Consider the following 11,851-nt stretch of genomic DNA (forward strand, 5'->3'; position numbering starts at 1 on the left):
GTCGGGCGGCACGATTTTCAACGGAGAACGGCATGCCCAAGCAGGTAGACCGGGAGGCGCGGCGGCGGCAGATCGCCGAGGCCCTGCACCGCATCCTCGACCGCGACGGGCTGGAGGCCGTAAGCCTCCGCGACGTGGCCGCCGAGGCGGGCGTGTCCATGGGAATGGTCCAGCACTACTTCAAGAACAAGGACCAGATGCTCTACTTCGCCCTGGAGCATCTGCATGCCCGCATCACCCGGCGCATCGCCGCCCGCGCCGACTTCGGCTCGCCCCGTGACCTCATCCGCTCCGGGATGATCGAGATGCTGCCGCTGGATGACGAGCGGCGCACCGAGGCACGCATCGCGATGGCCTTTCTCGGCCGGTCCGTGGTGGCGCCCTCTCTGGCCACGCTCCTGAGAGAGGCCTATCCCCACATCATCGCCTTCTGGGCGGGGCAACTCCGTACCGCCCAGGAGACGGGCCAGGTGCCGGGCGACCTCGACCCCGAGCGTGAGGCCATGATCCTGTACGCCCTGACGCAGGGGCTGGTCAGCCCGACCCTGATCGACTGTTATCCGGCGGAACTCGTCGAGGCCACCGTCGACTATCACCTCGACCGGCTTTTCCGCCAAGGCCGGTGACGGAAGAGCGTCCAGCCGTACGGCTTGCTCACCGGTGCCGGTGCGGACCTGGACATACGGAGCTTCTTCGGAGCGCTGTCAGCGGATCTTGGTGCCGTACACGTGGTCGACCGTCATCGTCATGAGCACCCTGCGGTCGGCCACCATCACCGACCGGTATTCGTCCCAGTCCGGGTGCTCTCCGGCGGCGAGGCGGTAGTAGTCCACCAGTGCCTCGACCTCGGGACCGTGGGGGTCGGTCCCCGGCCCGATGAGTGTCGCCGTTCCCTCCGCGGTGGCCCACGCCACACCGTCGGGGCTGGTGACCTCCAGCGTGGCCCGTGGGTCTCGACGCAGATTCGCCGTCTTGGCGCGTCCCTCGGTCATCGAAACGTGGATGACGCCTGCGTCCTGGTCGTAGAAGGGCATGACGGGAGAAAGCTGGGGGCGGCCGTCCGATTTGATCGTTGCGAGGACGCCAAGTCGACTTTCCGCGAGCAGCGTGCGTGGGTTGAACGATGTGGCGGTCATGTCCAGGTCCAAGTCGCGACCGGATGGCGGCTATTCCCGGCGGTGCCGGGCCGACGGCCGTCCACCCGTGAATCGGGACGACGCGAGGGACGGAGGCGGTGCCGCCTATACGCGGATGTGAACATAGAGTTACAGTACAGCTACCTAGAGTAGTGGAATGGAGACGCGACGATGACCGCCGTCAACCGCAAGCATGACCTCTGGTTCGACACGGAGGACACCGACCGCGATGGCGGAATCGCGCGTGTGGACCCGCCCGCTCCGTGCCGGCAGGCCGTCGGGCAACTCGGATGTGTGTCGGATCCGGCCAAGATCCGCCACCTGGTCGACGTCTACAACACCTTCTGGGAGTCGCTGGTCCGGCAGACGGACGTCAACCGTGACGGCGGCGTCTCACGGGCGGAGTTCTGGGCGGCGATGGAGCGGGAAGGCGCCGACCTCGACCGGTTCGAGCAGGCCTCGAGGCGGAGCTCGCCCTGTTCGTGATCAGGGGTGTGCCGGCCCTTCGCCTGTTCGCGGTGTCCCGGGTTCCGGTCCGGCCGCGTCGCGTGCGGCCTGCCGGGAGCGGGTGGCCAGCCAGAGGTCGAATCGGTCGCCCGCGTCGTCGAGGTGGCGTCCGGTGATCCGCATCGCCTTGTCGATCCGGTTGCGTACGGTGTGGCGGTGCACCCTGAGCAGGCGGCTGGTCTCGTCCCAGGAACCGCCGGTGTCCAGCCAGGCCGTCAGGGTCGCCACCAGGGTCCCGCTGGGATCGGCGAGGTCGAGCGCTCCGAGCATGGCGTCGGCGTAGCCCCGCAGCGCTCGGCGGTCGCCCAGTTCCAGCAGCAGCCGGCTGGAGCGGCTCTCCCGCGCCTCCACGGGCTGCCCGGTCATCCTGCTCATCTCCAGGAGGTTCCCGGCCTGCCGGATCGACGAGGCGGCCGACTCCGGCGCGACGGGGGGCCCGATGCCCGCGGGGCAGCCCGGAGCGAACCGGCTGAGGACCTCCCGCACGTCGAGATCGCCGCCGACGACGACCTCGATCACCCCGTCCGTGATCCTGGCCAGCCCTCCCGGTACGGCGAGCGCCAGATCCGCCGCCACTTCCGCCACCTCCGCAGCCTCGCTCGCGGGTCTGACCGCCAGACCGCGTACGGCGTCGGCGGCCAGCCCGGCCTCGGCCAGCACGTCCCGGGCCTGCCCGGCCGAGGCCGCGTCCAGCAGCCGCCCCAGCAGGGCGGATCGGTGCCCGCGCTCGGGCTCCTCGGCCAGGTGGCGGCGTTCGAGTTCGAGGGAGAGCAGCGAGACCAGGCCCGAGGCCAGCAGCCGCGTCGTCGGCTCCATCGAACCGGTCAGCATGAGCAGCCCGCGCAGCCTCCGGGCGCCGAGCGGCTGCACCTCCACGTGGGCGGTGCCCACGATGCTGCTCCCGCTGCCGTGCATGCCGCGGGCGGCGACCCGCTGGATCAGGTCCGCGCCGGAGCCGAGCAGGTCCGCGGTGTCCTGACCGGATGCGGCGATCAGCCGCCCGAGGGGGTCGGTCACCGCGACGCCGATCCCGGTGGCCTCCGTCCACGCCTTCAGGGTCGGGGCAAGCCCGCGGCCCGAGGCGGCGGCGGTCGTCAGCCGCCGCTGGGTCTCGAACGCGCGCTCCAGCCTCTGGCGCTGCTCGGCCGCCCGCGCGGCGAAGACCGCCTTGGTGACCGCGATGAAGGGGATCTCGTCGGGCACGGTCAGCAGCGGCAGCCCGGCCTCCTCGGCGGCGGCGATCAGCGGTGCCGGCGCGTGCTGGTAGGGCAGGCCGTGCCCGAGCCCGAGCGCCAGCCCGCAGGCTCCGCCCCCGGCGACGTCATGCACGTAGGCCCGGCACGAGGCGCGGTCCATCGGCAGCAGCAACCCGATGGTCATGAGCAGCTCGCCGCCCTGCAGCCACTCTCCCGGCCGGACCAACTCGGACGTGTGGGCGGCCTCGACCAGGCGATCCAGATGATGTGACCCGACGACCACCGACAAGTGAAGCTCCGGCAGGGCGACCAGGTCGGCGATGCGAAACGCCATGGACACAGTGTCCAACAGTTCCCGGAAGATTCGCCAATCGTTCCATCCTCGTTTTTATTCCGGCCGCATACCGTTTCCGGCAACAGCCCGCCGCGACGCCCCCGAGGAAGTCCCATGAGCGACAGACCAAGGCCCCTAGCGGGCATGCCGGCCATCGAAGTGCGCTCCATCGACTACGTCCCGGCGAGTGAGAGGCACGGCAAGGTCTGGCACCAGGGACCGTTCTGGTTCACCGGCAACTTCGTGCTGACCACGATGGTGACCGGCTTCCTCGGCCCCGCCTTCGGGCTCAGCCTCGGCTGGTCGGTGCTGGCCGTCGTTCTGGGCGCGTGTTTCGGCACCTTCTTCATGGCCTTCCACGCCAACCAGGGCCCGCGGATGGGCCTGCCGCAGATGATCCAGTCGCGGGCCCAGTTCGGCCTCCGCGGGGCGATCGTCCCGTTCGCCGCCGTGGTCTTCGTCTACGTCGGGTTCAACGTCTTCAACGTCGTACTGGCCACGCAGGGAATGCAGACCATCCTGCCCGGCGGCGCAGGCCTGTGGTACCCGCTGCTCATCGGTCTCGCGATCGTGCTCGCCGTGGTCGGCCACGACCTGCTGCACAAGGTGCAGCGCTGGCTCACCTACCTGCTCATCGCGGTGTTCGCCGTCATCACGATCGGGGCGCTGACACAACCGGACGGGCCCTCGGCGGCCCCGGTCTCCGGTTTCTCCTGGACGTCGTTCCTCCTGGTGTTCTCCGCGGCGGCGGGCTACCAGATCAGCTACGCGGTCTACGTGTCCGACTACTCCCGCTACCTGCCGAAGGACGTGTCCTCCAAGAAGGTGATCTGGTGGACCTACGCGGGTGCCGCGGGGTCGGCCGTCTGGCTCATGTCGCTGGGCGCCCTGCTGGCCTCGCTGACGCCCACACCGGACGCGATCGCCGGAATCCAGAAGATCGGGAACGATATCGCGCCCGGGTTCGGCACCTTCGCCGTGGTCGTCTCCGCCCTGGCGCTGATCACCGTCATGGCCGTCAACGCGTACGGCGGCATGCTCACCTCCGCGAGCATGGTGGACGCCTTCCGCACGGTGCGGCCGACCATCGGGATCCGGGTGATCGGCGTCGTGGCGATCCAGGTCGTGGTCCTCGTGGTGGCGCTTCTGCTGCCCGCCGACTATCTGGCCAGCCTGAACGTCTTCCTGCTGCTGATGCTGTACTTCCTGATCCCGTGGACCGCGGTCAACCTCGTGGACTTCTACTTCGTACGGCGGGGGCACTACGCCATCACGGCGATCTTCGATCCGCGCGGCATCTACGGGCTCTGGTCCTGGCGCGGTCTGACCGCCTACCTCGTGGGCATGGCCGCGATGGTCCCCTTCTTCTCCACCTCCTTCTTCACCGGTCCGGTGGCGGCCGCGCTGGACGGAGCCGACATCTCCTTCGCGGTGGGCCTGCTGGTGTCCGGCCTGCTGTACTTCGCGCTCACCCGCGGGATCGACCTGGAGGCCGAGAAGGCGGCGGTCGCCGCCAGCGACCGCGAGCTGGAACGCCGTGAGCCGCGGGCCGGCCACGACCCGTCCACGTCCCCGGTAACGGCAATATGAGCAATATGAGCCAGATGCCACTGACCTCCGTCGCCTGCTGCCAGATCACCCTCGCCGTGGGGGACCCGGACGGCAACCGCGCCGCCGCCCAGCGGGCCGTCGAACGCGCGGCGGCCGCCGGAGCCCGGATCGTGGTCCTCCCCGAACTGGTCAACAGCGGATACGTGTTCCGCGATCGGGAGGAGGCGGCCGGGCTCGCCGAGCCGCTGGACGGTCCCACCGTGACCGGCTGGATCGCCTCCGCGCGACGGCACGGCCTGATCCTGGTGGGAGGACTGTGCGAGCGTGACGAGGACGGGCTCGTGCGCAACTCCGCCGTGCTCGTCGACGCGAGCGGCGTGCGAGCCGTTTATCGCAAGACACATCTGTGGGACATGGAGAGGACCGTCTTCACCCCGGGGGACGAGCTTCCGCCGGTCGTCGACACGGAGGCCGGCCGGATCGGACTCCTCGTCTGCTACGACCTGGAGTTTCCGGAGTGGGTCCGCACCGTGGGGCTCCGCGGCGCCGACCTGCTCTGCGTTCCCACGAACTGGCCGCTCTCCCCGCGGCCGGCGGGGGAACGCCCCGCCGAAGTGGTGCGGGTGCAGGCGAACGCCTCGGTGAACCGCATGTTCGTCGCCGCCTGCGACCGGGCCGGACCCGAGCGCGGCGTGGCCTGGGTCGGCGGCTCGGTCATCGCCGACGCCGACGGCTTCCTCCTCGCCGGCCCCCTCCCCGACTACGACGAGGGACTGGTGATCGCCGAGTGCCGGCTCGGTGACGCCCGGAACAAACGCATCAGCGAGCACAACGACGTGCACGCCGACCGCCGGCCGGAGCTGTACCGGTCGATTCTGGAGCCCGCGCAGAGCGCGGACCGACTCCCCATGGAGAGAGAGCACCATGCTTGACGCACCCCGCGATTCCAGCGGTCCGGGAGATCCCGTCGGCCCGGTCGACGCGATGAGCGTGCCGCGGTTCGCGGGGCCCTCGACCTTCGCCCGCCTGCCCCGTGTGGACGAGGTCGGTCATGTCGACGTCGCCGTGGTGGGGGTGCCCTTCGACGGCGGGGTCAGCTACCGGCCCGGGGCGCGGTTCGGCCCCGCCCACGTCCGCGCGTCCTCCAAGCTGCTCCGCCCCTACAACCCGGCCCTGGGGGTCTCGCCGTTCGCCGTACAGCAGGTGGCCGACGCCGGTGACATCGCGGTCAACCCGTTCGACATCGGCGAGGCGGTCCGCACCATCGAACGGGCGGCCCGCGATCTGGGCGCCGACGGCACGCGGCTGCTCACCATCGGCGGTGACCACACCATCGCGCTCCCGCTGCTGCGGGCGGTCGCGGCGGAGCACGGTCCCGTGGCGGTCGTCCACTTCGACGCGCACCTGGACACCTGGGACACTTATTTCGGTGAGCCGTACACCCACGGCACGCCGTTCCGCCGGGCCGCCGAGGAGGGATTGCTCGACCCCGGACGATGCCTGCACGTGGGAATCCGCGGGCCGCTCTACACGCCGGACGACCTCAGGGAGGACGACGTCCTCGGCTTCCAGGTGGTGCACTCCGACGACTACCAGGACGCGACCGTCGCCTCCGTGGTGCAGCGGATGCGTCGCCGGCTCGGCAGCGGTCCCGTCTACGTGTCCGTCGACATCGACGTGCTCGACCCGGCGCACGCCCCCGGCACCGGGACGCCGGAGGCCGGAGGACTGACCAGCCGCGAACTGCTGAACACCCTGCGCGGCCTGGTCGGACTCGACGTCGTCGGAGCGGACATCGTCGAGGTCGCCCCCGCGTACGACCACGCCGAGATCACGGGTATCGCCGCGGCGCACGTCGGCTACGAACTGCTCTCCGTCCTCGCCCGCAACCGCCGGGACGCGCCCCTCATGCCGGATGGGACCGCGCGGTCGCGGGAGTAGGAACACCGCGACGACCTCGGGAGGCCCGGCGGTTCGCCCCCGGACCGCACGGTCGCGGAAGTAGGGGCGCCGTGACGACCCAGGGAGGACCGGCGGTTCACCCCGGATGGACCGCACAGTCGCGGGAGATAGAAGTGCCGCGGAGTCCCTCGGGAGGACGGCGGTTCACCCGCCGATCGCCTCGGCCACGACGGATCCGGACGTCTCCGGCGTCTCCGTTGTCTCCGCCGTTTCGCCGTGCACACGATCGGCACCGGTCCGAGCGGGGTCGGACGCCTCCGCCGTCTCCCCGGCCGGGCCCGTTTGGGAACGTTCCCAACCGGGGGGACGATCGACCGGGGTGATATCGCACAGCCCGGCGACCGCGTCGAGCGGCACGTCCTCGGCGACGGCGCTCACCAGCAGGGTCTCCATCCCGCGCAGCAGCGTGTGGACCGTGGTCCGGGGCAGGTAGGCGGTGTCGGCCAGCAGGTGGAGCTCGCAGGTTTCCCTGGCCGGGCCGATGATGAACTGGACCGTGGTGGCGTCCACGTGATCCCAGGAGCCGGCCGGGGCGAACGTGGTCCGCCCGGTGAGGGCGGCGATCGCGGCGGGGTCTCCCGGCTGCTCCAGCGCGGGCAGGTCGGGCCAGTCGCCGCCGCCCCGCGTGTCGTTGAAATAGGCCGACAGGTCGATGGGCCCGCCCCGTCTGCGGCCGACCTCCTCACGCATCGCCATCAGGCCGAGCGGTTCGTAGTGAGCGTGGCGGTAGGCGGTCAGGGCCTGCCGGTGCCCGATGCGGGTGGCTTCCGCCAGGGTCCCGCCGGGCAGCTCCAGCATGAAGATCCCGTCCTGCGCGGCCGGGCCCACTAGGGCGCCGATCCGGGGATCGTGCCGGTTGGCCCCGATCAGCTGCATGGCTATCCGCCGGTGCCCGGTCAGGGTCGACAGGAGCACGGCGCTCGCCGTGGTCAGCACGCTGGCCGTGCTGACCGACCAGCGCGCCGCCAGCGTTTCGGCGGCGGCGCCGAGCGCGACCGACCTCATGAGGATCCGGATGAACCTCGGCTCCCCGGACGGGTGGCGGGGGTAGTCGAACATGAACGCGGGCGCCTTCTCCAGCACCGCCTGCCAGTATCGGACCGCTCTCTCCCCGCGTACGGCACCCGGTCCCTCGCGCTCGAAGGCGGCCTGGTCCATCGGCTGCCAGGTGGGTTCGGGCGGGTCGTTCCCGGCCAGCAGGTCGCGCCAGTCGGCCGCCAGCAGGCCCAGCGCTCCTCCGTCGGCCGCCAGGTGGGACAGGCCGAAGGCCACGGCGCGGGGCCGTCCGCCGATCGTCACGACGGCGCACCGCACCGGTAGCTCGGCCTCGTAGTCGAACGCGGCGGCGGCCAGGCCGGCGGCCAGTTCCCTGGCGGCGGTCAGCGGTCTGGCGTGCCCGCCGTCGACGACCTGGACCGTCAGCCGTCCCTCGCGCGTCACGTGCTGGACCATGCCGCCGGGGGTCCGCCGGAAGTTCGTCCGCAGGGTCTCGTGCCGTTCGAGGAGGCGGCGCAGGGCCCCCAGGACGGTGTCGAGGTCGCGCCTGCCGTAGACGGGCAGCGTCCAGGGCATGTTGAAGTAGGAGTCGCCGTCGGCCCGCCACGTGGTCAACCGCCAGATCGACGACTGTCCCCAGGTGAGCGGGGCCACGCCGCCCCGGGCGCCGGTGAACTCCACGACGGCCGTGCCGTCCGCCGTCGCTCCCGGCTCGGGCGGCGGCGGCACCCGTGACGCCGGGGCCGGATCGTCGGTCTCGGCACGGAACCGCTCGGGATCGGTTCGCAGAAAGGTCGCACCGTCAGAATTCACGCCACAAGGCTGATCTTCCCGAACCACGGTGTCAATGGGTGTCTCAGCGACCCGGGCCCGCCGTTCCGTCCACACGGAATCCGGGCGGAATCCGGGCGCCCGCGCGGGCTGTGAGGATGCCCGGCCGACCCGCAGACACCCCGCCGCCGCCGGCCCCGAGACGTTCTCGCGAGGACGCCCGTCCGGTCCGTGGGCGCCCCGCCGCTCACCGGTTCCGAGACGTCCTCACGAGTATGCCCGTCCGGTCCGCCGGCGCCCGCCGCTCGCCGGCTCCGAGACGTTCTCGCGAGGACGCCCGGCCGGCTCACGAGCATGCCCGGCCGGTCCGCTCGCCGGCTCCGAGGCGCCCTCGCACCGGAGCCGGTCGCTCGCCGCGGTTTCCGGGGCCCGGACCTAGATCGACCGTAAGAGATGTGTCAATGCTTGTACCTATTGTGTATATTTTCCGTCATTAGATCTCATGTGAGGGAGGATTTATCGTGCGAGCTTTCCCGCAGGTGTTGTTCGACGAGGCACACAGCGAGTCATGGACCATCCGGCGGGACGTGGCCGAGACGATGAATCCGGGGCACCCCGACGACAGCAGCTACGCCCGCGCCGCGGGACTGCTGCGCGGTCTCGGGCACTCCGTCTCCGCGCACACCGAGGGCCCGATCACCCCGGCCCTGTTGAGCGCGCGGGACGTCTTCGTGATCGCTCATCCGTCCGCCGAGCGCTGGGAGCGCACCACCGGCCTGGGCAGCCCCGTCCTGCCCGTCGAGGAGCTCGACGCGATCGAGGAGTACGTCGTGGGCGGCGGCGGGCTGATCGTGCTGGCCGAGTACGAGCAGGAGAAGTACGGCAGCAACGTCACCGAGCTGCTCGCCCGCTTCGGCGTCGGCGTCGAGCACACCCTCGTCCGGGATCCCAGGAGCGCCCACAACGGCGTGGCCTCCTGGGTTCTCGGAACCCCGGCGGACACGACCGGAGACGCGTCCGGGCAGGACCTCCTCGCGGGGGCCCGCCGCGCCTGCTTCTACCGGTCCGGCGTGCTCACCGCCCCCGGGCACGCGACCGTGCTGTTTCGGACGTCGCCCACCGCCGACCCCGCCGGCCGGCCCCTGGCCGTGGCCGTACGGCACGGCCAGGGCCGCGTCGTGGTGGTCGCCGACTCCGACCTGTTCGGCGACGACTCGATCGGCGACTACGATCACGCCGCCCTCTGGGGCAACCTCGTCACCTGGGTCGCGCGCGTGCCCGTCCCGGCGGACACCAGGGAGTCGGAGGCGCGAGCCGCCTTCCAGGGGCTCAAGGACGCCGTGGAGGCGATCAAGCCTCTGCAGGCCAAGGACGGCTCCATCGAGGGCGATCGCGACCGGGCGGTGGAGCTGGTCTCCGAGATCGTCGACCACGTCGTACGGCTCGCGCCCCGCTTCCCCCACGACGAGGCCTACCTGACCGCCGTCGTCGCCGACTTCCGCAAGTGGGTCGAGCAGGGCCTCGGCGTGCCCGACTTCCTGGACTCGCTCGACGCCTTCCACCCCGACACCCAGCGGGTGGACGGTTTGGAGCACCTGGTCGTCTTCCCGATGTACACGCAGAACGGCACCACCTTCCGGCACATCGAGGCGGTCTGGATCCGTACGATCTGGCCGGAGTGGCTGGCCGAGCTGGAGCGCACCCGCTACGACAACCCGATGTTCGTGCCGATCGCCTTCGAGGACTTCACCTCCGGCTACGACACCAACTCCGCGGTGCTCTTCCCCGAGACCGTCGCCGTCCGCGAGACCCCGGCCCGTTTCACCTGGGGCGGCATCTTCGCGGACCGCGAGGCCGCCCGGTTCCGCGCGGTGAGCAGGGCCGCCGCCGCCACGCTCAAGCTCGCGCTGCCGCCGGACGCGACCCGGCTGATCGAGTCGCAGGACCTGGCCCAGGACACCTTCGTACTCTGGGACCTGATCCATGACCGTACGCACAGCCACGGCGACCTGCCGTTCGACCCATTCATGATCAAGCAGCGCATGCCGTACTGGCTGTACGCCCTGGAGGAGCTCCGCTGCGACCTGACCGCGTACGGCGAGGCCGTGAAGCTGGAGGGGGAGGGCGTGCCGCACGCCCGCTACGTCCAGCTCGCGATCCTGTTCGACAGGCTGTTCCGTTTCCCGATCACCGGTGCCCGGGTCCGTAACTACGACGGGCTCGGCGGGCAGCTGCTCTTCTCCTACCTGCACCGCAACGGTGTCGTCAGGTGGACCGACAACCGGCTGAGCGTTGACTGGGACCGGCTCGCCGACGGTGTCGCCGACCTGCGCGGCGAGGTGGAGAAGCTCTACCGCGACGGCATCGACCGCTCCAAGCTCGCCCACTGGCTGGCCGCGCACCAGCTCGTCGCGGCCTACGTGGAGCCGCACCCCGCCTCCGTCTGGGCTCGCGGCGTGGACGCGCTGCCCGTCGAGGACCCCCGGGCGACCGGAGGAAGCCCTCCCGCGAGCAACAGCACCAAGGCCGTGGTGGACGCGGTGCTGCCCGACGAGTTCCCCCTGAGCATGTTCTACGAGGCCCTGCGTCGTAAGCTCGGCGATGTCGTCGACTCCACGAAGGGCATCCGAGCATGATCATCGTTGTTACCGGCGCGTCCGGCCCCGCGGGCCAGGCCGCCGTCCGCCGATTCACGGGCGAGGGGCACACGGTCATCGGGGTGGACAGATCCGGCGACCACGGGATGCCGGTGGAGCAGCCGGACCGGGTCGAGGGGCGCGGGGAACGAGCCGGCGATCACCCGGTCAAGCATGATCACCGGCAGGTCGACCTGCTCGACTTCGACGCCGTGAAGAACCTCGCGGAGTCCATCGGGGCCGAGCACGGCCGGGTGGACGGGGTTGTGCACCTGGTCGGAGGCTGGCGCGGGTCCAAGACCTTCGCCGAGACCAGGCTTGAAGACTGGGACCTCCTTCACGATCTGTTGATCCGTACTCTCCAGCACGTCACGCTGGCCTTCGAGCCGCTGCTGGCGGCCAGCGAGCGCGGCCGGTTCGTCATCGTCTCCGCGAAGGCGGCCGAGCGCCCCACCCAGGGCGGCGCGGTGTACGGCACGGCCAAGGCGGCCTCCGAGGCCTGGACCCTGGCCTTCGCCGACGCGCTGAAGGGCACCGCCTCCACCGCGAATATCCTGGTCGTCAAGGCGCTCGTGCACGACGGCATGCGTGCGGCGAATCCGGAGAAGAGGTTTCCCGGCTTCACCGACGTCGACGACCTCGCCAAGGCGATCGACGGCCTCTGGGACACCGACGTCAACGGCACCAGATTGGATCTCACACACGAGTGAGCGCCGGGCCGGACCTCGCCCACGGGTGAGCACCGGATCGGATCTCGCCCGC

10 protein-coding genes are annotated in these 11,851 nt (G+C 70.9%); 7 read left to right on the top strand and 3 right to left on the bottom strand.

What is annotated here, in order from left to right; genetic code table 11:
* Positions 1-32: 32 nt before the first annotated feature.
* The gene (locus DKM19_RS11195; RefSeq protein WP_110695644.1) at positions 33-626 is read left to right on the top strand and encodes a TetR/AcrR family transcriptional regulator; all 594 of its coding nucleotides are present in this window, start codon (positions 33-35) and stop codon (positions 624-626) included.
* Between the two features lie 78 nt (positions 627-704).
* Here DKM19_RS11195 and DKM19_RS11200 read toward each other — a convergent pair whose 3' ends face one another.
* Complete coding sequence (locus tag DKM19_RS11200; RefSeq protein ID WP_110705646.1) at positions 705-1,136, bottom strand: PPOX class F420-dependent oxidoreductase; 432 nt, start codon at positions 1,134-1,136, stop codon at positions 705-707.
* A gap of 171 nt (positions 1,137-1,307) precedes the next feature.
* Here DKM19_RS11200 and DKM19_RS11205 point away from each other — a divergent pair, with 171 nt between their 5' ends.
* Positions 1,308-1,622, top strand: a complete 315-nt coding sequence (locus DKM19_RS11205; protein ID WP_110695645.1) for a hypothetical protein — start codon at positions 1,308-1,310, stop codon at positions 1,620-1,622.
* Here DKM19_RS11205 and DKM19_RS11210 read toward each other — a convergent pair whose 3' ends face one another.
* Complete coding sequence (locus DKM19_RS11210) at positions 1,623-3,173, bottom strand: PucR family transcriptional regulator (RefSeq protein WP_110695646.1); 1,551 nt, start codon at positions 3,171-3,173, stop codon at positions 1,623-1,625.
* A 114-nt stretch (positions 3,174-3,287) separates the two neighbouring features.
* Here DKM19_RS11210 and DKM19_RS11215 point away from each other — a divergent pair, with 114 nt between their 5' ends.
* The 3 genes from DKM19_RS11215 to speB are packed head-to-tail and all read left to right on the top strand — an operon-like array spanning position 3,288 to position 6,665.
* Positions 3,288-4,763, top strand: a complete 1,476-nt coding sequence (locus DKM19_RS11215) for a cytosine permease (protein WP_110695647.1) — start codon at positions 3,288-3,290, stop codon at positions 4,761-4,763.
* 5 nt (positions 4,764-4,768) lie between these two features.
* Entirely contained in the window at positions 4,769-5,656 is an 888-nt protein-coding gene (locus tag DKM19_RS11220; RefSeq protein WP_110695648.1) for a nitrilase-related carbon-nitrogen hydrolase, read from the top strand.
* The gene (gene speB / locus DKM19_RS11225) at positions 5,649-6,665 is read left to right on the top strand and encodes an agmatinase (protein ID WP_110695649.1); all 1,017 of its coding nucleotides are present in this window, start codon (positions 5,649-5,651) and stop codon (positions 6,663-6,665) included. The genes DKM19_RS11220 and speB overlap by 8 nt, the downstream gene beginning before the upstream one ends.
* 165 nt (positions 6,666-6,830) lie before the next feature.
* Here speB and DKM19_RS11230 read toward each other — a convergent pair whose 3' ends face one another.
* The gene (locus tag DKM19_RS11230; RefSeq protein WP_162641427.1) at positions 6,831-8,495 is read right to left on the bottom strand and encodes a condensation domain-containing protein; all 1,665 of its coding nucleotides are present in this window, start codon (positions 8,493-8,495) and stop codon (positions 6,831-6,833) included.
* 479 nt (positions 8,496-8,974) lie between these two features.
* Here DKM19_RS11230 and DKM19_RS11235 point away from each other — a divergent pair, with 479 nt between their 5' ends.
* On the top strand, positions 8,975-11,089 hold the full coding sequence (locus DKM19_RS11235) for a DUF6421 family protein (RefSeq protein ID WP_110695651.1): 2,115 nt from the start codon (positions 8,975-8,977) through the stop codon (positions 11,087-11,089).
* Entirely contained in the window at positions 11,086-11,799 is a 714-nt protein-coding gene (locus tag DKM19_RS11240; RefSeq protein WP_110695652.1) for an SDR family oxidoreductase, read from the top strand. Before DKM19_RS11235 ends, DKM19_RS11240 begins: the two co-directional genes overlap by 4 nt.
* Positions 11,800-11,851 lie beyond the last annotated feature (52 nt).

This window comes from Streptosporangium sp. 'caverna' (genome assembly GCF_003203775.1).
In the GTDB taxonomy this organism is placed as follows: Bacteria; Actinomycetota; Actinomycetes; order Streptosporangiales; family Streptosporangiaceae; genus Streptosporangium; species Streptosporangium subroseum.

What these genes read in the sequence shown, in the direction of transcription:
- DKM19_RS11195 (WP_110695644.1), top strand. Translation starts at nt 33, where the DNA reads ATGCCCAAGCAGGTAGACCGGGAGGCGCGGCGGCGGCAGATCGCCGAG.
- DKM19_RS11210 (WP_110695646.1), bottom strand. Translation starts at nt 3,173, where the DNA reads ATGGCGTTTCGCATCGCCGACCTGGTCGCCCTGCCGGAGCTTCACTTG.
- DKM19_RS11240 (WP_110695652.1), top strand. Translation starts at nt 11,086, where the DNA reads ATGATCATCGTTGTTACCGGCGCGTCCGGCCCCGCGGGCCAGGCCGCC.
- speB (WP_110695649.1), top strand. Translation starts at nt 5,649, where the DNA reads ATGCTTGACGCACCCCGCGATTCCAGCGGTCCGGGAGATCCCGTCGGC.
- DKM19_RS11205 (WP_110695645.1), top strand. Translation starts at nt 1,308, where the DNA reads ATGACCGCCGTCAACCGCAAGCATGACCTCTGGTTCGACACGGAGGAC.
- DKM19_RS11220 (WP_110695648.1), top strand. Translation starts at nt 4,769, where the DNA reads ATGAGCCAGATGCCACTGACCTCCGTCGCCTGCTGCCAGATCACCCTC.
- DKM19_RS11215 (WP_110695647.1), top strand. Translation starts at nt 3,288, where the DNA reads ATGAGCGACAGACCAAGGCCCCTAGCGGGCATGCCGGCCATCGAAGTG.
- DKM19_RS11200 (WP_110705646.1), bottom strand. Translation starts at nt 1,136, where the DNA reads ATGACCGCCACATCGTTCAACCCACGCACGCTGCTCGCGGAAAGTCGA.